We start from the raw sequence: 21,009 nt of genomic DNA on the forward strand, positions 1-21,009 counted from the left end.
TTGGGGAGTTGGGGGAGGGCGGGCGGAGGGCGGTCGGCGTGCGGGGCTGCGAGGGACCGTCAGGTTCCACGCAGGAACGGGACCGTCAGGCCCGAAGGCGCCCGGCTGCGGCCGACCAGCCCGCTGACCGCGAGCAGCGCGAAGACGTACGGGAGCGTCGACAGGAGCGGCGCGGACAGGTGCAGACCCAGCGCGGGCGCCGCGAACCGCAGCGACTGCACCACACCGAAGAACAGGCAGGCGACGAGAGTCGGCCAGGCGCGCCAGCGGCCCGCGATCACCGCGACGACCGCCAGATAGCCGATGCCCCCGGTGATGTTGTCACTGAAGGCGTGGACCTCCGACAGCGCCAACTGGGCTCCCGCCAGGCCGGATACGGCGCCGGTGGCCAGCACCGCCGCGTACCGGATCGTACGCACGGGAAGGCCGCAGCGGTCCGCGGTGGTCGCGTCCTCACCGACCGCGTCGACGGCCAGCCCCCACACCGTACGACGGCTGAACCCGAGAGCCAGGGCGACGGCGATGACGAAAGCCGCGTAACCGAGTGCGGTCTGCTCGAAGAGGGCCGGACCCAGGACGGGGATGCGGTGCAGCCCGGGTACGGGGATCGGTTCGAAGCCGGGCACGGACTCGGCCGCGGCGTCGCCGAACAGGACCCGGGAGCCGTACGTCGTCGCGCCGAGCGCCAGGGCGTTCGCCGTGATGCCCGTGACGATCTGGTCCGCGCGCAGGGTCACGCTGAGCACCGCCTGAAGTGCCGCGAACAGAAGCCCAGCGACCAGGGCCGTGAGCACGCCCACGCTCGCGCTCCCCGAGGCGAGTGCGCCCGCGGCGCCGGCAAAGGCGCCGGTCAGCATCATGCCTTCGACGGAGAGATTCAGGACTCCCGCACGTTCGCTGAGGAGTTCGCCCGACGAGGCGAGGAGGAGAGGGATGGCCAGGCGCACCCCACCGGAGGCGAGCTCGTCGACGACCGCACTCATGAGGCGCTCCCGGTGCGTGTGGTGTTGAACATGGCGGCGGCGACGAACAGGACGAGCAGGCTCTGCACGATCTGCACGGACGAGGCGGGGACATCGGCCGCGAGCTGGAGGTTGATGCCGCCGTTGGTCAGGAATCCGAAGAGGAGCGACACGGCGACCACGGCCATGAGCGAGCCGCGTGCCAGCAGTCCCACGACCAGCCCGGAGAAGCCGTAGCCGGAGGAGAAGTGCTCGGCGAGCACGTACGGGGCGATGGCGACGAGGGCCGCGCCCGCGACCCCCGCCGCACCGCCGGCGAACGCCAGACTGCCCGCTTCGAGCCGGCCCACGGGCAGTCCGAGGCGGGCCGAGGCGGCGGGGGAGTGCCCGACGGACCGGAGCCGCAGGCCGACGGCCGTGTGCCGCAGGACGACACCGGTGATCACGGCGGCGACTGCCGCGATCACCACGATCGCGGTCGCGGGCGACTCGACACCGCCGATCAGGGGCAGTTGGGCCCCGGGCGGCAAGGGAGCGGACTGCGGAAGGGTCTCGGACGAGGTCACGGGCTGGCGCAGCAACGCCTCCTCGTGCACGGCCACCGACACCAGGCCCACTCCGACGAAATTGAGCAGAAGCGTCGTGATCACCTCGCTGGTGCCCCGCTTCATCCGCAGCCATGCGGCGATCCCGGCCCAGGAGGCTCCCGCGGCGAACCCGGCGACGAGGACCACCGGCACCCCGAGCGCGGACGGTACCCCCGCGGGCAGCGCCAGCCCCACGGCCGCGGCAGCCGCCCCGCCCGCGCAGAGCTGGCCCTCCCCACCGACGTTCACCAGGCCCGCACGGTGCGCGACGGTGAATCCGGTGGCGATGAGGGCCAGCACCGCGGCCGAGTTGAGGGAACTCCCGATGGCGTACGGCGACCCGAACATGCCCTCGACGAGCGCGTCCCAGGCCGTCGCCGGCGCTGTTCCGGCTCCTACGACGAGTCCGAGTCCCACGGCACCGGCGAGCACAACGGCGAGAACGCCGACAGCGACCGGGTGCCGGAGGGCGACGGAGAACCGGAAGGGCGCGATCGCGGGCAGGGGAAGGGATGGGGGCGACATGGTGGCTCCTATGAGGGGCGTGGAAGACGTGCGTGTCCCTGCGCCGGTGGGGACGAGGGGCGGGGCGAGGGCGAGCGCGGTCTCGCCCGCAGGCGCGGGACGGGGAGGGAAAGGATGGGATGGGAGAGGGGGCGAGGTGGGGGAGAGGGGACGGGACCGGGCCCGGCCTTCGGCTGATCCGGAGTCAGGTTCAGCGGCCCGAGGCGCCGTCGCGTACCGCCTGCGCCGGCTCCTGAGCGACGCCATCCGGCCCGGGACGCACGCACTCCACGCCGGTTTCCGGCGTGCTCGCGCCGAGCATCAGCGTGCCGATTCGCTCCCGGGCGTCCGCTTCCCGCGGATCGACCGGCCCCAGCAGCTTCCCCCGGTACGCCACGACGATCCGGTCGCACAGGACCAGCAGCTCGGCCAGCTCGCTGGAGACCACCAGGACGCCGGCCCCCGCCTCGGAGGCGCGGCGGATACGGGAGTGCACGGCGCCGACCGCTCCGATGTCCAGGCCACGGGTGGGCTGCGCCGCTGCCAGGCAGATCAGCGGGTCGAGTGCCAGTTCCCGCGCCAGGACGACCTTCTGCTGGTTGCCGCCGGACAACGACGACAGGAGGGCCGCGGAGCCGTCCGCCCGGATGCCGTGCTCGGCGATCACCTCGTCCGCCGCCCGGCCCATCGCCCGCCGGTCCAGGAACGTCCCGTACCGGCGGAACTGCCCGAGCCGTCCGAGGAACAGATTCGCGGCGACCGGCAGTTCGGGCACGCACCCCTCCCGGTGGCGGTCCTCGGGCACCACGCCGAGCCCCGCCCGGGTCCGCTCGCGCGGCGCCGCGCGCGTCAGATCCCGTCCGTCGAGCTCCACCCGGCCGCCGTCGGGCGTCAGCGCGCCGCCGAGCAGGGCCATCAGCTCGCTCTGGCCGTTTCCCTCGACCCCGGCGATCCCGACGATCTCGCCGGCTCCGACATCGAGGGAGACGGTGTCGAGCGCGTACGTGCCGTCGGGGCGACGCAGGCTGATCCCGCTGAGGCGCAGCGCCGGCCCGGCCGCCGGACCCTCCGCCCGGCGTGCGGGCGTGGCGGGTGCCGGACCGTCGGAGCGGCCGTCGTGTCCGGCCCCGTCGGTGGAGGAGCGCGGACTGCCGGTCTCGTCCGTCGCCGGAGCCACGTCGTCGGCGGCGAGACCGATCGTGCCCGCGAGCCCCGCGCCCAGTGATTCGGCGGGCCGCCCGATCATCAGAGGTACCAGACGCTCCGGGGGCAGTTCGGACAGCGGCCCGCCCCCGGACACCCGCCCACCGCGCAGGACGGTCGCCGCGTCCCCGGCCCGCGCCGCCTCGCCGAGCTTGTGCGTCACGAGGACCACGGCCCGCCCCGACTCGGCGATCCGGCGGCAAGTCGCCAGGAGTGCGTCCGTCTCGGCGGGGCCGAGGACTCCGGTCGGTTCGTCCAGCACCAGCAGCCGGGGTTCCCGCAGCAGCGCTTTCACGATTTCGACCCGCTGCCGCACCCCGACGGGCAGATCACTCACCCTAAGGTCGAGGTCGAGGTCGAGCCCGTAGTCCTCCCGCACACGCGCCACCCGACGCGGCAGATCCCGCAGGCGCAGCAGTCGCAGGTTCTCGCCGACCGTCAGGGTCGGTACGAGGCTGAAGTGCTGGTGCACCATGGCGACGCCCGCGGCGAGCGCGTCGGCGGGCCGGCGTGGCGCGTAGGGCGAGCCGTACAGCCGCAGTCCGCCCCCGTCCGGCGTGACGGAGCCGCCCACGACGTGGCAGAGGGTGGACTTGCCGGCGCCGTTCTCACCGAGCACGCAGTGCACGGTGCCGGCCTCGACGACGAGGCCGACCTCTTCCAGGGCCCGCACCGCACCGAAGGACTTGGTGAGCCCCGTGATCTCCAGGGCGGGAACAGGCGCGCTCATCGGGTCGTGATCTCCCCGGCCGTGATCTTGCGCTTCAGCTCGTCGAGCTTCTTGCCCACGGCCGGGTCGGAGGTGTCGCAGAGCACGATGTCGTTGCGCGGCTCCGTGAAGGTCAACCCGAAGTGGACGGCCTCCGCCTTCCAGTCCCCGGCGACCAGGTGGTCCACGGCGTACTCGATCTCCGCACCGATGTCCGTCTCGACATATCCGGCGTACGCGGGATCGGTTCCGCACGGGTGGGCGATCGGGCCGCCTATCAGCTTTCCCTTGCGCTGGCCGGCGGCCTGAGCGACCCCCTTGTGGCCGAGGTTCAGAATCTGCCCGAGGACGTCCGCACCCGCGCCGAAGTCGGCGAGCGCGGACTGCTTGGCCTTGGCGACGTCGTTGAAGTCACCCACGTACTGGGGTGCGAGGACCTTCACGTCCGGGTCGGCCGCCTCGGCTCCCCTGGCGTACTCCTTCGCGGCGTTGACGATCGCGGGCAGCTCGGCGCCGCCGACGAATCCGACCGTGCCCTTCTCGGAGAGCAGCGCCGACGCGGCGCCGGAGAGGAACGCGGCCTCGGCCTGCTGCGGGTCGTACAGGGAGAGGTTCGCGAGCGGCTTGCCGTCGGCAGGGCCACCGATCTCCGCGAACTTCACCTTCGGGAAACGGGCCGCCACGTTGCGGACGTCGGCGTCCGTCTGTCCGCCCAGGGAGATCACGAGGTCCGAGGTGGTGGCGAAGCGGACCAGGGCCTTCTCGTAGTCGGCCGTCGCCACCTGCTCGACCTTGCTGAACTGCACCGCGCCGGCGTGCCGCTTCTCCGCGCGCTGGTAGCCGAGGTGGGCCGAGGCCATGAACCCGTCGTCGGAGAGCGAGCCGGGGAAGAGGACGCCGACCCTGAGCTTGCCACCGCCGTCCGTGTCCCCGGCGGCGGAGGAACCGCCGCAGCCGGTCAGCAGGAGCAGCCCCGAGACCACGGAGGCGGCGACGGCGAGGGTGGAGAGAGAAGTTCGGGAAGGTGCCACTGAGGTGCCTCCAGGAGACGGGGCCCGCGAGCCGGTTAGTGGTATACCGCTATGCGGCCCCAGTTTCCGGGTGCGATGTTGCCGTTGTGTTAGCGAGCGGTTAGCACTAGCGGTCCTGCCGCACGGTCCGCTTACTGTGGAACCGTTCGCGAGTGGAGGAAAAGCCTTGGTGACACCAGCTCAACCGTCCGAAGCAGGGCGCCGCTCACTGCGCGACCATGCGTACGAAACCCTGCGACGGCGCATCATCGAGGTCGAACTCCAGCCGGGCGAAAGGCTCGTCGAGCGCGACCTGGCCACGGAGCTCGAGGTCTCGCGCATTCCCCTGCGCGAGGCGCTGCGTCTCCTGGCGGCCGACGGACTCGTGGTGCTGGTCCCGCACCGGGGAGCGCTGGTGGCACCGTTCACGCCGACCGACGTACGCGACCTCTTCGACGTACGCGAGTCACTGGAGTCCCTCGCCGCCCGCCTGGCGGCGGAGCGGGCGGGCGAAGAGGGGCTGGAACGCCTGGCGGCGCGCCTGGACGTCGCCCGTACCGCGATACGTGAGCAGGACCGCCGCGCCATCGCCTTCGCCAACGCGGCTTTTCACACCGACATCGTCGACCTCGCGAGCAACGCGCTGCTGAGCGGAGTAATGCGTCCGCTGGAGGCGCGTATGCACTGGCTCTTCCGCCTGACCGCCCAGCGGGACCCGGCGCAACAGTGCGCGGAACACCAGCAGTTGTACGAGGCCGTCGCCGCCCGCGACGGCGACCTCGCGGCCCGCCTGGCCCACGAACACGTCGCGGACGGCCGTGCGACCAGCCTGGCCCTGGCGGCCCGGTGGTCCCACGCGGACATCGACCCGCAGGAGGTCGCCGCACGCCGTCGCCGGGGGTGAGAAGCGGGCGATGTGCGTGCCGCGGCACCCGGTCCCTCGGTGCCCTGCCCGGTTCGGGCATCATTCCGTCACATGATCACCATTCACCTGAAGTACGAGATCGACCCCGACCGCATCGAGGACTTCGAGGAGTACGGCCGCCGCTGGGTCACCCTGGTCAACCGGTTCGGCGGCACGCACCACGGCTATTTCCTGCCCAGCGAGGGGGACAGCGACATCGCGTACGCACTCTTCTCGTTCCCCGGCTTCGCGGAGTACGAGCGGTACCGGACGGACAGCGTCACTGATCCCGAGTGCCAGGCCGCGTTCGAGCTTGCTCGCCGGACGCAGTGCATCCGGCGCTACGAGCGCCGCTTCCTGCGCCCTCTCGACCCGGCGAACACGGACTCCGCCGCGCACTGAGCGTCGCGGGGCGAACGCGTCACGCGGGGGTGTCGGGCCGCAGTCCGCGCTGCATCCTCGGACCTCCCGCCGGGAAGGGACGGAGGATCGACGTCCGTCCTCTCCCGGCGGGATGACCTTCCGCGTGTGCGGTCAGTGCGTCACAGCGGCAGCCTGGCTCGCGCCCGACTCGGAACCGTCCGCGTAGACGACCGTGACGCGGTAGTACACCGTCGTCGCCGCCGGCAGGTCCCTGTCCACCCAGGACCCGGTGCTCGACGTGTCCTCGGGCTCGGTGCCGACCAGGTCGAACGCCTCGGTCTGCCGGTTCCAGCGGTAGACGTTGAAGCCGGTGACCGCACTGCCGTTCTCGTTCTCGGCGCTGGACAGGGCCCAGCTCAGCCAGCCGCTCTGATTGACGCCGAGATAGGCGAGAGGGGCTCCGGGCGCGGCCGGAGCGGTCGGGCGGAGGTCCAGCTCGGTGACCGGTGTGACCGTGGCGCCGGAGTCCGGCGTGATCTGGTTCCCGTACTGGTCGACGGCCACGACGCTGTACCGCACCTGCTGTCCGTCGGCGGGTACGAAGTCGTGGAACGTCGTCCCGCTGATCTCCCACGGCTGGAAGTTCGAGGGGTGAGGCACCGGGGTGTAGGTCCACAGGCCGTCGACGAGCGTTCCGCGCAGCAGGCGGTAGTGGTCGAGACCGGGCTCGGTGCTCGCGTCCCAGGTGAACGTGATGCCGTTCTCCTTCGGGACGGCGGTGACTCCGGTGACCGCCGCGGGTGCCGTCGTGTTGCCGACGACGCCGACGGAGAGCTCCTGGGACGCCACGCCTCCGTTCCCCTCGTGGTCGAGGGCGACCACCGCGTAGTAGTACGTGACGCCGGGCGGCGGAGCCGCGTCGGTGAAGGTGGTGCCCTGCACCCCCTTGCCGACCTCCTCGATCGTCCTTCCGGGGGTGGTGCGCGACTGGCGCGACCGGAAGACCGAATAGCCCGCGAAATCGTCGCTGGTCCGCTCGGAGGCGTCCCAGGCCAGCGTGACGCCGGCCTCGCTCTCCACGGCTCGCGCGTTGAGCGCGGTGTCGACCGGGCCCGTCAGATCGCGGCTGTAGTACTCCGCCGTGCCGGACGCCGGGGATTCGTTGCCGTGCGTGTCCACCGCGGTGACGACGTAGTAATAGGTGTGCCCCGTCTGCGGGAGGGGACCGCTGTAGCCGCCCGACGAGAAGGCGTCGCCGGTCAGCCGGTTCTCAGCGGTGAGGGCGACCGGAAGGGACGTCGAGCGGTAGACGCGGTAACCGGCGAGGTCGGTCTCCGCGTTGCCGTCCCAGTAGAGCGTGACGGTCTTCGGGGTGCCTATGGCCCAGTTGTCCTCGACACCCTTCGGGGCGGCGGGAGCGGTCCGGTCCAGGGTGGTGATGCCGAGGTCGGCTGTGCCGGAGGAGATGTTGCCGGCCTTGTCGAAGGCACGGACCTCGTAGTAGTAGAACCTGCCGTCCTTCGGGACGGTCGTGTCGGTGTACGACGTGGACGTCGTCGTCGCGATCGGCTTCGCCGGGTAGGTGGTGCCCTTGAGGCGGCGGAACACCTGGTAGCCGGCGAGGTCCATCTCCGCGTTCTTCGCCCAGCCGACCTTCGCCGCCGCGGTCGCCGTGCTGTAGGTGACGGCGGTGCCGGTGGGGACGAGCGGCTTGACCTTGTCGGTCGTCGCCGAAGTGCGGGGAGCGTAGGCGAACTTGACGTTGGCCGCCCCCGTCCAGTTGACGAAGTCGATGCGCAGACTGTGCTTGCCCGACGGGATGGTCAGGGTGACGGTCTTGGAGACGGTTGTGGCGACGTTCTTCCACAGGTCGACCTTGCGGACGCCGTCGAGGTAGACACGGATGCCGTCGCGCGAGGACGCGCTGAACGTGAAGGGCCCGCCGGATCCGAAGTCGCGGGTCACGGCCCAGCGGACACCGAAGTAGTTGGCGGGCATGCCCTTGTAGCCGGGCGCTCCGGTACCCCAGTTCTGGTCGATCACGGAGTCGCAGTCCGTGCCCTTGGGCGTACCGGAGAAGGTGGTGTTCGCGTAGAACGTCCGCTTGAAGACCGGCGACGCGCAGGTCACAGCGGCGGAAGCGGGGTGGGCCGCGCCAAGCAGGCCGCCCGCGGTGGCGAGAACGACGGCGCCGGCGGTGGCGACCTTCGTACCCCTGGGTCGGTTCATGCGTTCCTTCGGTCTTGATCGTTTACGGCGGAGAGTGGCCGCCGACGATCAAGACACGCGAGCCGGGCGCTTGGTTGTAAGGCGTCGGGCGAATCCCGCCGCCCCTCGATCCGTGCGTGTGATCCCGGGCCGGGCGGTCCTGCCGTGACACGGGGCCACCGGCCGGGTCAGACCGGTCGTGAGCGGTAGAGATCGCGGATCAGGGCGATCTCGGCCCCGTGGTGCAGGACTTCCTGGTTGACCCACCACACGATGTCGATGAACGGCTCCTCCGCGTCACTGCCATGCGGATAGGTGCAGTAGCCGACGGTGTCGAGGGCGGCGTCGTCGACGCCCACCAGTGCCTCGCGCCACGCCGCGGCCCCGGCGGTGAAGGCGGCGAGTGCCTCCGCGACGTCACCACTGACGCGGTAGTCGGCCCGTGTCAGCACGTGGCCGCCCGCTGTGTGTTCCGCCCGCAGCGTCAGCATCTCGCTCAGGTGACTCAGACGCCAGGCGAGGGTGGTGAAGGGCGGCGGCCAGGGGTGCGGATAGGACGCGGCATCGCGCCCCCAGTCACCGGCACCCGCCAGGAGCGTCGCCCGCGGCCCGGGCCCGTCCGAACGCCGCCGTACGGACCAGCAGTCCGGCACCGGCTCCCAGAAGTACTCCTCGTCGCTCATGGGGCCGACCTTGGTCTCCGAACCGTCGCCGCTGTCCATCACCGGCCCGCTCAGGCGGCCGGTCAGGCGCTCGCAGGCGAAGTCGAACTGCTCCAACAACGGGTCCAGGCGGGGCGGTGTCACTGAGGCTCCCAAAGTGAGGGCGAGCTGGTAGGAGTGCGAGGACGGACGGGCCGACAGCCCGGCAGCCTCGCACAGCTCCCGGCGTCCCGGCCTCCCATTTTCCGGTGAGTCCTCCGCCTTCAGGCACGCCACCGGTCGCGCAGCTGCCACATCAGCCGTTCGGCGAGATGGTGACGCCACAGCCACATCGGCAGCCGACGGTGCGGTACGTAGGACCAGAGGTCGTCGTCGGCCTCGTTGCCCCGGGGCTGGGATCGCAGGAGTTCCAGGCAGCGCCGATCCACGGTGCGGTGCAGCCGGGCGACGTGGGCGAGTGCGACGCGGCCCTGGTGGCGCAGCTCGGCGTCCGCCGACTCCAGTGCCCGGGCGACCCTGGGCAGGATCGCCGTCGCCTCGGGATGATTGAGCGCGAGACCGATGACCGCCACGCCGACCAGATCCTCCCCCCGGTCGAAGGCCGCGTCGACCTCTTCCGGCCGATCGGTTCCCAACAGGGCCGAGCTGTTCTGCCAGTTCATGCCCTGTCCGGAGGCAGCGCGGCCGACGAGGAACTCGTCCCGACCGGCAGCCCGCCGGAGCAGCGCGTCGTCGGGGGAGCGGCGTCCGACCCGCGCGGTGCCGGGCTCCCCGACTGTCCCGAGGAGCCGGTCGCGTTCCTCGTCGGGGCGGGAACAGGCCCAGCTCAACACGAGATGGTCCCAGATGCGGTGAGCCTCGGCCCGACTGTCGGCAAGCCGGTGGCACAGCACGTCGAGCTCCGGCGCGCCCGGTTCCAGGCCCTCGAACCGGGTGAATGCTCCGGCGCGCTCCCGGAGATCGCACCGGCGCAGAAAGGCGAGGCGGAGGGTGTCCTGGTCGTCCAGCCGGCCGTTCACGTATCCCCAGGCGAGTTCCGCCGGCTCCAGCGCCACCGCGTACCGGACGAACTCGGCCGGGACACGGAAGGGGGCAGCGTCGGTCTCGGCAGGCAGCATGGGCCGAGCCTAGGTCGTGTCGTCAAACTGCCGTCGTTCGACCTCGATCGCTCGACGGGCCTGATCCGGTCGGTCGCACGGCCGAAGGCGACGTCGGGGCGTTCCTGTAGCCCGGAGACGTACGCCCCCAGGCCCATACCCCCGCCGGACCCCGGCACCTACGATCGGGCCATGCCCGTCATGCCACGTCCACCGCTGCCGAAGAGTGCGCTGCGCATTGCGGAAGTGACCCTGACCTGGTGCGGAGCCATCGCGTTCCCCTGGATCCTGTACGTGACCATGCGGGGCAGCCGAGAGGGCTTCTCCGTTCCCCTGCTCCTGGCAGCGGTCGCGCTCACGGCATACTTCGCCGGCCGGCTGCGGCACAGACCCCTGCCGGCTCTGGCGGTGCTGCTGGCCGGTGGTCTGGCCGGGTCGGCGGCGCGGAGCATGACGGAGCTCGGCCTTCTCCAGGTGCTCGTCGGCGACCTCGCCGTCGGCTACGTCGCGGCGACCCGCCCGCGCAGGACCTCACTCACCGCCGTGGCCATGGCCCTTGGCACCCAAGTGGTGATCGCGCTCGACCACCGGGCGTGGACGGGTCCTCACGTGGAGACCCTGGCGTTCCTCGTCGTCGCCCTCGCCGCCGCCTGGACGGCCGGTGACGCGACGCGCGAGCGCCGGGTGCACACGGAGGCGCTGCACGCCCAGGCCACCGCCCAGGCCGTCACCGCGGAACGGCTCCGGATCGCACGTGAACTGCACGACATGATCGCGCACAGCATCGGCGTCGTCGCCATCCAGGCCGGAGTGGGCAGACGCGTCATCGACACGCAGCCGGACGAGGCACGCAAGGCGCTCGCCGCCATCGAGGCCACCAGCCAGGAGACCCTGGCCGGCCTCGGGCGGACGCTGGGCGCGCTGCGCCGAGCGGATTCGGGCCGTGCACCGGACGCCGCACCGCGCGAGCCGACGCCGGGCCTGGACCGGGACGGCATCGAGCGACTGGTCGAGTCGGCGAGGGGCACCGGCATCCGGGTCGACCTGCGGTGGCGCGGAGAACGACGCACACTGCCCGCCGACATCGAACTCGCCGCCTACCGGATCATTCAGGAATCGCTCACCAACGTCGTCCGGCATGCCGGAACCGCCGACTGCCACGTCGCCGTCGACTACCGGCTCGACGAACTGTCCGTCGAGGTCGAGGACCGCGGGCGTGGCGGCCTCGCCTCCGGACCCGCTCGCGGCACCGGCTACGGCGTGGTCGGAATGCGCGAGCGAGTCGCCCTGCTGCGCGGCCGGTTCACCGCCGGACCGCTCCCCGAAGGGGGATTCCGTGTGACGGCGCGGCTTCCCCTGCCCGAAGGAGCACCTCTGTCATGACGATCCGCGTCCTGCTCGCAGACGACCAGCCGCTGGTACGTTCCGGCCTGCGTGTGCTGATGGCCGACACCGACGACATCCGCGTCGTCGGAGAGGCCGCGAACGGCGCCGAGGCACACCAGCTGGTCAGGGACGTCCACCCCGACGTGGTGCTGATGGATATCCGGATGCCCGGTATGGACGGCATCGAGGCCACCCGGATCATCGCCGGCGAGGCCACGACGACACGCGTGCTGATCCTCACCACGTTCGACGACGACGACTCCGTGTACGCGGCGCTGCGTTCCGGCGCGAGCGGGTTCCTCGTCAAGAACATGGACCTGGACGACATCCTCGCAGCAGTCCGCGTGGTCGCCGCCGGAGACGCCCTCATCGCTCCGAGCGTCACCCGCCGTCTCATCGAGGAGTTCGCCGCACGCCCCGAACCGGCTCCCCGGTCGCGTGCGGTCGAGGGCGTCACGGAGCGGGAGCGCGAGGTACTGACGCTCATCGGCCGCGGCCTGTCCAACAGCGAGATCGCCGCCCAGCTCTGCATCAGCGTGTCGACGGCCAAGGCGCACGTGGCACGCCTGCTGTCGAAACTCGACGCCCGCGACCGGGTGCAACTCGTCATCCTCGCCTACGAGACGGGGCTGGTGACACCGTCCCGGTGACGACAGAGGGCCGCGCCGGGTGTGGGGCGGGGCGGATGCATGGTCCCCGCAGGCCGGGTGGGACCATGAACCGGTGTCCGAGATTCCCTCCCTGGTGACCACGCGCTGGCCCCTCGCTCCGAGCAGCGCGACCGACTGGCTGCAGGAGCTGGCGGGCGACGGCATCACAGGGTTCATGCCGCCGCCCCTACCCGACGCGGCCTGGGTGCTCAACGCCATGTACGAGCACGAGCAGGGCCCGTCCGGCCTGTCGTACGACGCGTACCACCGGGCCCGCGTGGCGGACGGAAGCGTCGCGCCCGAGAGGGTGGGCGGCATCGACCTCACAGGAGTGGGGATCGCGAGCGGCGGGGCGCTCGGTCGCGCCGAGCACCCCGGCCCCGGCTGGCGGCGCCTGCGCTGGGCCGAGTTGGCTCGACGAACCGGCGATCCGCTGGTGCCCGAGGGGTCGCTGCCTTCCTACCGCTGTTTCCCGTCGGCCAAGAAGGGCAACAGCTGGCCGCTCGGCATCCGCCCGCCGACGGAGGGCAGCCTGGACCGGGAGACCTGGGACCGCCTGATCGGGCTTCTCGTCCGGTACAGCCCTGCGGGAACGGCCACCCGCTGCCTGGGCTACTACAACCCGTTGATGCTCGGCGCCACCGACTTCGACAGCCGGCACGTCCGGGCCGGCCGCCTCGGTGACGCCCGGATCCTGTACGACGTTCCCGATGCGGACTTCAGCCCGTCCAACCTCTGGGCCGAGAACCGCTCGTGGGTCACGTGTACCGACTACGACCTGTGGGCCACCAAGGTGGCAGGCCCCACCGCGCTCATCGATGCCCTTCTGGGCGACACCGAGATCGAGGCCGTACGTCTGCCGTGGGCTCCCTGATCCTCATGACCGCAGCCGATGCACCGCCCATCGTGTTCGTCCATGGAACACGGTTCAGCGCGGGACAGTGGAGTAAACAACTCGCGTCACTCCAGGGGGAGTTCCGAGTTGCAGCCGTGGACCTGCCGGGCCATGGTGCCCGCGCCGCAGAACCCTGGAGTCTGGACGCGGCGACGGAGACCATCGCCACGGCCGTGGAGTCGCTCGACCGTGGGCCGGCCCTCGTCGTCGGACACTCGCTCGGGGGATACGCCTCGCTCGAGTTCGCCCGGCGCTCCCCGGAACTGCTGCGCGGACTGGTTCTTGCCGGAGCCAGCGCCTCGACCTGCGGTCCGTGGGCAACCCCGTATCGGTGGGTTGCCCGGCTCGTCCCGCACCTGCCGGCCGACCGTCTGTCCCGGTGGAACGACCGGTTGCTGCGCCGCCTCTATGCTCCCGAAGTGGTGGATGCCACCATCCGCTCCGGATACGCGTTCCACACTCTGCCGGACGCCTGGGACGAGATCCTGGGCCGCTTCGACGCGGATGCGATGCGTCATGTGGCGGCGCCCGTGCTCATCCTGAACGGCGAGAAGGACAGCCTTTTCCGGTCAGGAGAGCAGGACTTCGCCCGCGCGCACCCGCAGGCCCGCGTCGAACTGATCCCGCGGGCGCGGCATCTCGCGAACTTCGACGATCCGGATGCCTTCACCGACGCGGTCCGCCGCTTCGCCCGGCAGCTCCCGCTGCGCAGCTGAGCGCTCGTGATCACGTTCCCTGACGCGGCACCGACGGCACAGCTTCGAACCCCCACGCGCTCCCCGCCAAAACCTGTGGGAATCCCGCTCGGGACTCGGGCAGTATGCCCCCTGTGAATCACGTCCTGTTCGGACTCGCCGCCAACGAGGCCCTGCCGTCCGACCTGGTCGACCGTCTGATCGCCGTCGCGGATGCCGATCTGGGCCACGTCCTCGCCGGCCGAGCGGACCTCAGCCACGCCCAGGCGGTCTCCTTGGCCTCGCGCGTCGCCGGGAGTGCTGTTCGCCTTGCCCACGGCGGCCATCTGACCGCAGCCGACATCGATCCCGTCGCGCAGCCCCTCGCCGCTCTCGCCCTGCTCGACGCGCGGGCCGGCAGCCCGGAGTGGGCGCGGATCCTTGCTGCCGACCCGTCTCATGAGCACAGGGAGAAGCTGGCCGCCTGCCCGGAACTTCCCGCGGACGTGGTGGACACTCTCGCCGCGGACGCCGACGTACGCGTCGTCGCGGAGCTCGCGTTGTGGACCACGCCGCACAGGGCCGCCGTACTCGCGCGGCACCCGCACGCGGAGGTGCGCCGCGCCGTGGCGCTCAACGAGGCCACCCCTCCAGCCGTGTTGGCGGCGCTGCTCACGGGCGAGGGACTGCCTCCCGCGCAGCACTGCCTGGTCTGCGACCGCGAGGCGACCCCGTTCGTGCACGACCCCGAGTGCCCGCGGCTCGACTGCGATCTGATGCCCGGCGCTTCCTGCGACGGCTCCCACGCGTCCACCCTGCACGACATCCGGCACGCCGCACTGGGGAACCCGGCGACACCCACCGAAGCCGTCACCGGTTTCGCCGACCATCCGTCACTGTCGTTGCGCTGGGCGCTTGCCGCGCGCCCCGACCTGCCCCCGGAGGTGTGCCGACGGCTTGCCACCGATCCCCACTCCGGCGTACGGGCCGACCTCGCCGGGAATCCGGCGGTCGACGAGGCGCTGATCCGTACGCTGGCCGACGATCCTGACCACGAGGTGCGGCGCAGCCTGGCACACCACCCGCACGTGCCGCTCGACGTGCTGACCCGCCTCGCCGCCACCACCAGGGTCGGCGCCACCCTGCTGCCGAGGATCGCCGCCGCCACACCCGCGGAGGTCGAGGAGCTGGCCCACTCACCGAACCCGTCGGCCCGCATGCTCCTCGCCCGGCGACGCGAACTGCCTCCCGGGATCCGCGACAGGCTGGCCCAGGACCCCGACGCGAAGGTGGTCAAGTCCATCGCTGGGCACCCGGGCCTTTCGGACGCCCACCTGCGCGCCATGGTCGACCGGCACGGTGTCCGGGTCGTCGCCAAGGTGGCGACCAACCCCGAGGCGACGCCTGCGCTGCTGGAGGACCTGACCCGGCACGAACCAGTGGTGCACAAGGCGTTGCGTGAGGTCGCCCGGCACCGCCGCGCGACGGCTCCGGCCCTGCGCGCATGCCTCGCCGACCGACAGGCGAGGCCCCTGGCAGCAGGCCACCCGGCGCTCCCGCCGGCGACCATAGTGGAACTGCTGACCGACACCGACTGGCACGTGGTGGAAGCCGCGGCCGCCAATCCCTCGCTCCGCCTCACCGTGCTCTCGGACCTGGTGCCGTGACCGCGCCCGTGCGGCCCGCCGGCTGAGCCACTCGGCGGGGCGGGGCCACCCGTTCTGCTGGTCCCCGGCGCCGACTTGCCGAACCGGCAACAAGACTCGTGGCAGCCGAGCCTCCTCTCGCATGATCAGGACACCAGCCTCGGGCGCCCGGCACATCGAGAGCATCGGAGAACTCATGTCGCAGCAGGTCGCAGACGTCACCCACCGGTTGATTCCCGGGCCGGCAGGCCGTATCCACGTGGTGGAGCAGGGCACCGGACCTCTCGTCCTGCTCGTGCACGGATTCCCCGAATCCTGGTACTCCTGGCGCCGACAGCTGCCGATCCTGGCAGCCGCCGGGTACCGCGCGGCGGCCATCGACGTCCGTGGCTACGGTCGCTCCTCCAAGCCCGCCGATCCCGCCGCCTACCGCATGCTGGAGCTGGTCGAGGACAACGCCGCGGCAGTCCGCGCCCTGGGCGAGGAGTCCGCGGTGATCGTCGGCCACGACTGGGGGGCGACCATCGCCGCGAACTCCGCCCTGGTCAGGCCGGACGTCTTCCGCGCGGTGGGGCTCCTCAGTGTTCCGTACGCCCCGCGCGGCGGTCCGAGGCCCAGCGAGGTCTTCGCGCGGATGGGCGGGGCCGAGGAGTTCTACGTTTCCTACTTCCAGGAGCCCGGACGTGCCGAGGCCGAGATCGAGCCCGACGTACGCGGCTGGCTCGCAGGGTTCTACGCCGCCCTGGACGGACAGACCATGCCGGGCGCCGACGCACCCGACCCGCACTTCGTCGCCCGCGGCGGGACGCTGCGCGACCGCTTTCCCACCGGGTCACGGCCTGACTGGCTCAGCGAGGACGACCTCGATTTCTACGCCGGCGAGTTCGAGCGGACCGGCATGAGCGGGGCGCTGGGCCGCTACCGGAACATGGACCGTGACTGGGAGGATCTCGCGGACTTCGACGGCGCCCCCCTCACCCAGCCGTCCCTGTTCATCGGCGGTGGCCTGGACGCCTCCACCACCTGGATGGCCGACGCCATCGACGCGTACCCCACCACCCTGCCCGGCTTGACGGCCTCTCACATCCTCGACGGCTGCGGCCACTGGCTCCAGCAGGAGCGCCCTGCGGAGATCAACCGGCTCCTGACGGACTGGCTCGCTTCCCTGCCCGCCTGAGGTGTTGGCCGGCGGCCGTGCGAGGGCGTGAGGGGGCATGAAGAGCCCTTTTCCGCGCACTCCGGTGAACGAATCTCACCGAATGCTCCCGTCCCCGACCGCAGCAATTTCGTTGTCGGTAATCCTGTTCCAGGATGTCGCCGGTGCGGGCTTGATACGTGAATTCGATCGGCAGGCCGCGGCCGATGAGGGGCGACGTATGCCCCTATTTCTGAGAAAGAAACCCATCCATTCGGATGCATGACAAGGGGCGGGCAGGGCACACGCTGTTCTGGAGGTTGATAACTATGGTTCCCCTGCTTCTCGTTCTCCTGCTCGCTGTGGTTCTCTTCGGTGCCGGTTTCGCGCTGAAGGCACTGTGGATCGTGGCGTTCATCGTGCTGGCCGCATGGCTGCTCGGTTTCGTCATGCGTTCCGCCGGGACCGGTGGCCGTCGTGGCCGCTGGTATCGCTGGTAGGCAGCAGAAGCACCTTTCGCTTATCCGGGGTGGGCCCCGACCATTCGGTCGGGGCCACCCCGGATTTCTGCTTTCCCGTAAAGGGATTTCCCTGAGGGGGAGTTGGAGGCGCGAGAGGATTTCGGGAGGGTGTTGAGATCAGGAAACCCGCTCCCAAAGGCAATGGTTCGGGTCCGCGACCCGTGGCGCAGCACTCGGTCTCCCCGCATCCAGCCGAAACGCGGGAGTTACGGACGTACGCCGAACCGTCGGGGGCTTCTCACTCTTCGAGCCAGGCCGCGAGCGCGTGCAGCGCGTCGGGGGCGATGCTGTGGCCGACCGGGTCGAGCCGTGCGCTGGTGGCTGCCCCCGACTCGGCAGTCAGGTAATGCCAGGTCCTGTCGAGCAGTTCACGGGGGATGACGTGGTCGTACGTACCGTGGGCGACGAAGACCGGCACCCCGGCCAGCCGTGCGATGTCGGTCGGCACCCCTGCCTCGAAGGGCAACGTGCCGTAGAGGATCGCCACGCCGGCGTACCGCGAGGGGTCGTCCAGCAGCAGACCGCCCGCGAAGGCGGCTCCGCCGCTGAACCCGACGAGGAAGACCGGGCGGCCGGGCGGGGCCACGTCGTCCAGCCATTCCCTGAACCAGTCCATGGTGGCGCGGAGCGATTGCGGAACGGGACGCCCGATGCCTCGGTTGGCGAACCAGGCGAACCCTCCGCTCTCGGCGATCGGCGCCCGTACGGCCGCGTACGACAACGAGCCGGGAAGGTCCTCCGCCAGCCCGATGATCTCGCCTTCGTGCGAACCACGACCATGCAGCAGCACGACCAACGGGCTTTCCGCGTCTCCCCGCGTCACTACGACAGGGGCATCGAACGAGCTCACGAGATGTCTCCCTCGGTGATGCCGGGGAAAGGCATCAGGGCGATGATGTTCCGGTCTTCTGTCCTCGTCACGCTCTCTGTTCTCCTCATGATTTCCGTCCTCTCATCAGCAGGTCGGGCCGACAGCGCCCAGCCTGTCTGCCAGACCCAGCCGTTGTGGAGCGCAGGTCACCTTCGGTGGGAGATCCGAGACGACAGGCGAGGGCGTGTTGAACGCATTCCTCACCGGCATGCCGGAGTCTGCGCTGCGGCGGCTTCCTCGATGTCGAGGCCGGTGTAGGTGCGGTTGAGCGGGTGCGGCCGACTGTGGCCTTGCGAGCTCTTCCGTCACCGCGCTGACTGCGTTGCCCGGCGCCGACGGCGCTCAGGGCGGCGCCCACGGTTCCGGCCCCGATGGTCGCGATGCGCATCGTTCCACCGAAATAGTTGATGGGTGAGATATCTCGACGGTAACAAACCTCCCTGCCCCGTCAGCTGTTACGGCTCGGCACTCACTCTGTGTCGTCGTGTTCACCCGCCTCCCTCGGTGCTCGCTGGTCACAGCAGGCTCACGCCGCAGGGTCCGATCACGGACTTGTTGAACTTTCACGCAACCTGTTACGTTCCTGCTTGAACTTTCAAACATGTCTTCGCCCGCGACCGAGAGGCCAGCGCCCCATGTCTGCCACGCTTCACACCGATAGCCTGCCGTCCAGCGCCGCCCAGCCCGCCACCCCTTCGCTCCGCGCCTACGACGGAGGCATGCTCCTGCTGCGGATCGTCCTCGGCCTGACTGTCGCCGCGCACGGTGCGCAGAAGCTCTTCGGGTGGTTCGACGGCGGCGGCATCGCGGGAACCGGCCAGTTCTTCGAGATGAGCGGCTACCCCTCCGGCGAGACGATGGCGCTGATCGCCGGGCTGAGCGAGATGCTCGGCGGGCTCGGTCTTGTCCTCGGCCTGCTCACCCCGCTCGCAGGCGCGGCTGTGTTCGGCACCTTGGTCAATGCCATAGCGGTCAAGTGGGGTGGCGGATTCTTCGCGCCCGAGGGTGTCGAGTACGAGGTCCTGCTGGCAGCAGCCGGCGCCGCGCTGGCGCTCACCGGACCCGGCCGGATCGCCGTGGACCGCTTCCTGCCGTGGCTGCGTGCGCACCGCCTGGCGTACGGTGTCGCGGCCGTGATGCTTGGCGCGGTGACCGCCGGCCTCGTCCTGCTCATCCGCAACTGAATTGGGTTGTTGCCCCCCGCTCAGCTCTCAGTTCGCAGCCGGGGAAGCCTTGTCGTCGGCCTTGATGTCGAAGTTGATCCGGTCTCCGTCGACAGATGAAACGGTGACCGACACGCCGACGGTGCTGCCGTCGCCCGCTGTGAGCGTGCAACGGGTGGTGTGGCCGACCTTCCCGACGAGGTCCTCGGGGCAGGCGACGTCCGGCGTCGGCTGGCCCGTTGTGGAGGCGAGCTTTTCGGCGACTGTGATGGCCAGCTTGTCCTTGGAAAGTTTCGGCTCGGAGCTTCCCACGCTGACGGAGCCCGAGCAGCCGACGAGCAGCACGCCGGCGGCTACGGCAGAGAGGCTCCAAGTTGCTGCGGACAAGCGGGCTATGGTCATGGTGGGCTCCATTCCGGGTGATCAAAATAAGAAGGCGCCGGAAGCGTACTGCCTATGTATCAGGCGTGCGCAGAGGACCGCCGCGGTCTACCGCGTCGGCCTCCTCGTCGCAGACGTCCTCCCCGCGCGGTTCGCGTCCTCGTCGGCGTCAGCCTGCACAAGGGGCCGTGAACGCGCGCTCCCGAGCCCTGTCACATGCCCACATCCGCAGTCTGCCGGGGCGCCCCGCGAGTTGCCGTCATTCTCCGGCAGGTGAATCCGCGTCCGGGCCGTCGACGTCGAACGCCTCGGCGGCAGTGAGGCCCTCCACGAACGTTCTGAAGTCCGCAGCCAGGCTGAGCTCCGAGTGGCTTTCGGTGTCGAACCACGTCACCGACGGCTCACCCTGTCGGCCGCAGACCCGGTAGTCGAGCGCGATCCAGTAATGCCCGTCTCCGGAAAGCAGGACGAGGGGGGACGGCAGGTTCCACTCCTCCACCAGATAGGCCGTGTCCAACAACGACAAGTGATCGTCGTCGTTGCCGATGCCCATCATCATGTCGAGCGGAACATGGTCCTCGCTCCACGACGTCGGCACATCGATCGGAAACGCGTCCCAGCGATCCGCCACCGGGCCGCCGTTCCGGCCGCGCAGGATCTCCAGCAACGAAGACGGCAGAAGGACACCCAGCCGAACCTCGGCGTCCTGGGCGGCCGCGTCGGTCAACGGCGGCTGGACTCCGTAGAGCCCGTCCCCCCAGAAGGTCGCCCTGACCTCGTCGAATCGCGCCACACGAGCATCCTACGGCCGAGCCGGCATCGCTTCGAGACCCGGTGGAATGCCTACGGGGGTGAACCTGCGGTGCCGTTCACGTTCGTCACGCGCGGGAGGTGTGCTGGTCCAGGATGGCCCGCAGCCGGTCGAGGGCCCCGGCCTCCTGCACGCCCCGCTTGGGCAGGACATCGAGGGACATGATGTTGGGGTCCCGGCTGAGCAGGACGAAGTGATGTGCCGTTTCCCGGTAGCCCCGGAAGACGGACCACTTCTGGATCAGCGTGCTGTGGTCGCTGCTGCAGGAGATTCCGGCCGGAGACACGGTGGTGCGGTACTCGCCCTGCCATCCGATGATCCGCTGTACATGGGCGGCCTGGAGCCGCGGGTACCCCCACACCACGAGGACGACGACCAGGAACAGGACCGTCGAGACCACGTCGATACTCCCGCGGCCCACGGCGGAGAGCAGCCAGTGCCCTACCCACAGGGCGAGGAACGCGCCCCGCAGTACCAGTCCGGTCCGCTTGATCCGCTCGCGGACCCGAAGCCCGACCAGTGTGTCGGCGGTCTGCGGTCGGTACAGCAGTTGGACCGTGGTGTGGTCGTCCACGACATCGTCGGACGTTGCCGCGCTGTTGGTGCCTTCGGTGCTGCGGCCCTCGGCCATGACCCCTCCCCGGTACGAAGATCCGCGGATCTTACC

Annotated in this window: 21 protein-coding genes; 10 read left to right on the forward strand and 11 right to left on the reverse strand. The window is 70.6% G+C overall.

From position 1 onward, the window contains the following. Nucleotides 1–59: 59 nt before the first annotated feature. The 4 genes from OG230_RS34875 to OG230_RS34890 form a co-directional block, all read right to left on the reverse strand. Nucleotides 60–983 carry an ABC transporter permease gene (locus OG230_RS34875; RefSeq protein WP_328907772.1) on the reverse strand — a complete coding sequence of 308 codons (924 nt, stop codon included), beginning with the start codon at nucleotides 981–983 and terminating at the stop codon, nucleotides 60–62. Further along, on the reverse strand, nucleotides 980–2,074 hold the full coding sequence (locus tag OG230_RS34880; RefSeq protein WP_328907773.1) for an ABC transporter permease: 1,095 nt from the start codon (nucleotides 2,072–2,074) through the stop codon (nucleotides 980–982). Before OG230_RS34880 ends, OG230_RS34875 begins: the two co-directional genes overlap by 4 nt. A gap of 190 nt (nucleotides 2,075–2,264) precedes the next feature. After that, nucleotides 2,265–3,986, reverse strand: a complete 1,722-nt coding sequence (locus OG230_RS34885) for an ABC transporter ATP-binding protein (protein WP_328907774.1) — start codon at nucleotides 3,984–3,986, stop codon at nucleotides 2,265–2,267. Continuing rightward, complete coding sequence (locus OG230_RS34890) at nucleotides 3,983–4,996, reverse strand: BMP family protein (RefSeq protein WP_328907775.1); 1,014 nt, start codon at nucleotides 4,994–4,996, stop codon at nucleotides 3,983–3,985. The genes OG230_RS34885 and OG230_RS34890 overlap by 4 nt, the downstream gene beginning before the upstream one ends. Before the next feature lie 169 nt (nucleotides 4,997–5,165). Between OG230_RS34890 and OG230_RS34895 the strand changes: the two genes are divergently transcribed. Together OG230_RS34895 and OG230_RS34900 are read left to right on the forward strand one after the other, a co-directional pair. Continuing rightward, the gene (locus tag OG230_RS34895; protein WP_328907776.1) at nucleotides 5,166–5,879 is read left to right on the forward strand and encodes a GntR family transcriptional regulator; all 714 of its coding nucleotides are present in this window, start codon (nucleotides 5,166–5,168) and stop codon (nucleotides 5,877–5,879) included. 72 nt (nucleotides 5,880–5,951) lie between these two features. Then, nucleotides 5,952–6,281: an NIPSNAP family protein gene (locus OG230_RS34900; RefSeq protein WP_328907777.1), complete on the forward strand. Its 330-nt coding sequence runs from the start codon at nucleotides 5,952–5,954 to the stop codon at nucleotides 6,279–6,281. Between the two features lie 132 nt (nucleotides 6,282–6,413). Here the strand turns inward: OG230_RS34900 and OG230_RS34905 are convergent, their stop codons facing one another. The 3 genes from OG230_RS34905 to OG230_RS34915 all read right to left on the reverse strand — a co-directional run bounded on the left by OG230_RS34905 (nucleotide 6,414) and on the right by OG230_RS34915 (nucleotide 10,230). Then, nucleotides 6,414–8,471 (reverse strand): PA14 domain-containing protein, encoded by a 2,058-nt coding sequence (locus OG230_RS34905; protein ID WP_328907778.1) that lies wholly within the window; start codon nucleotides 8,469–8,471, stop codon nucleotides 6,414–6,416. Between the two features lie 167 nt (nucleotides 8,472–8,638). After that, complete coding sequence (locus OG230_RS34910; RefSeq protein WP_328907779.1) at nucleotides 8,639–9,256, reverse strand: DinB family protein; 618 nt, start codon at nucleotides 9,254–9,256, stop codon at nucleotides 8,639–8,641. A 119-nt stretch (nucleotides 9,257–9,375) separates the two neighbouring features. Beyond that, entirely contained in the window at nucleotides 9,376–10,230 is an 855-nt protein-coding gene (locus OG230_RS34915; RefSeq protein WP_328907780.1) for a hypothetical protein, read from the reverse strand. Between the two features lie 171 nt (nucleotides 10,231–10,401). On the opposite strand from OG230_RS34915, the gene OG230_RS34920 reads away from it, so the two are divergent. The 7 genes from OG230_RS34920 to OG230_RS34950 all read left to right on the forward strand — a co-directional run bounded on the left by OG230_RS34920 (nucleotide 10,402) and on the right by OG230_RS34950 (nucleotide 17,095). Continuing rightward, nucleotides 10,402–11,592, forward strand: coding sequence for a sensor histidine kinase (locus OG230_RS34920; protein ID WP_328907781.1), 1,191 nt, complete (start codon nucleotides 10,402–10,404; stop codon nucleotides 11,590–11,592). Beyond that, nucleotides 11,589–12,245 carry a response regulator transcription factor gene (locus tag OG230_RS34925; RefSeq protein ID WP_328907782.1) on the forward strand — a complete coding sequence of 219 codons (657 nt, stop codon included), beginning with the start codon at nucleotides 11,589–11,591 and terminating at the stop codon, nucleotides 12,243–12,245. The genes OG230_RS34920 and OG230_RS34925 overlap by 4 nt, the downstream gene beginning before the upstream one ends. A 73-nt stretch (nucleotides 12,246–12,318) precedes the next feature. Continuing rightward, the gene (locus tag OG230_RS34930; RefSeq protein WP_328907783.1) at nucleotides 12,319–13,119 is read left to right on the forward strand and encodes a hypothetical protein; all 801 of its coding nucleotides are present in this window, start codon (nucleotides 12,319–12,321) and stop codon (nucleotides 13,117–13,119) included. Between the two features lie 5 nt (nucleotides 13,120–13,124). Beyond that, nucleotides 13,125–13,856 carry an alpha/beta fold hydrolase gene (locus OG230_RS34935; RefSeq protein WP_328907784.1) on the forward strand — a complete coding sequence of 244 codons (732 nt, stop codon included), beginning with the start codon at nucleotides 13,125–13,127 and terminating at the stop codon, nucleotides 13,854–13,856. 113 nt (nucleotides 13,857–13,969) lie between these two features. Next, nucleotides 13,970–15,481 (forward strand): hypothetical protein, encoded by a 1,512-nt coding sequence (locus OG230_RS34940; protein ID WP_328907785.1) that lies wholly within the window; start codon nucleotides 13,970–13,972, stop codon nucleotides 15,479–15,481. Nucleotides 15,482–15,656: 175 nt separating this feature from the next. Beyond that, nucleotides 15,657–16,637: an alpha/beta fold hydrolase gene (locus OG230_RS34945; RefSeq protein WP_328911624.1), complete on the forward strand. Its 981-nt coding sequence runs from the start codon at nucleotides 15,657–15,659 to the stop codon at nucleotides 16,635–16,637. Nucleotides 16,638–16,924: 287 nt separating this feature from the next. Then, nucleotides 16,925–17,095, forward strand: coding sequence for a hydrophobic protein (locus tag OG230_RS34950; protein WP_328907786.1), 171 nt, complete (start codon nucleotides 16,925–16,927; stop codon nucleotides 17,093–17,095). A 259-nt stretch (nucleotides 17,096–17,354) separates the two neighbouring features. Here OG230_RS34950 and OG230_RS34955 read toward each other — a convergent pair whose 3' ends face one another. After that, on the reverse strand, nucleotides 17,355–17,966 hold the full coding sequence (locus OG230_RS34955; RefSeq protein WP_328907787.1) for an alpha/beta hydrolase: 612 nt from the start codon (nucleotides 17,964–17,966) through the stop codon (nucleotides 17,355–17,357). Nucleotides 17,967–18,622: 656 nt separating this feature from the next. Between OG230_RS34955 and OG230_RS34960 the strand changes: the two genes are divergently transcribed. Then, complete coding sequence (locus OG230_RS34960; protein WP_328907788.1) at nucleotides 18,623–19,171, forward strand: DoxX family protein; 549 nt, start codon at nucleotides 18,623–18,625, stop codon at nucleotides 19,169–19,171. Nucleotides 19,172–19,198: 27 nt separating this feature from the next. Here the strand turns inward: OG230_RS34960 and OG230_RS34965 are convergent, their stop codons facing one another. The 3 genes from OG230_RS34965 to OG230_RS34975 form a co-directional block, all read right to left on the reverse strand. Continuing rightward, nucleotides 19,199–19,552: a DUF4333 domain-containing protein gene (locus tag OG230_RS34965; protein ID WP_328907789.1), complete on the reverse strand. Its 354-nt coding sequence runs from the start codon at nucleotides 19,550–19,552 to the stop codon at nucleotides 19,199–19,201. Nucleotides 19,553–19,790: 238 nt separating this feature from the next. Next, nucleotides 19,791–20,258, reverse strand: coding sequence for an SMI1/KNR4 family protein (locus tag OG230_RS34970; protein WP_328907790.1), 468 nt, complete (start codon nucleotides 20,256–20,258; stop codon nucleotides 19,791–19,793). Between the two features lie 151 nt (nucleotides 20,259–20,409). Beyond that, on the reverse strand, nucleotides 20,410–20,973 hold the full coding sequence (locus tag OG230_RS34975; RefSeq protein ID WP_328907791.1) for a YcxB family protein: 564 nt from the start codon (nucleotides 20,971–20,973) through the stop codon (nucleotides 20,410–20,412). Between the last annotated feature and the right edge of the window lie 36 nt (nucleotides 20,974–21,009).

Source organism: Streptomyces sp. NBC_00234 (assembly GCF_036195325.1).
Lineage (GTDB): Bacteria > Actinomycetota > Actinomycetes > Streptomycetales > Streptomycetaceae > Streptomyces.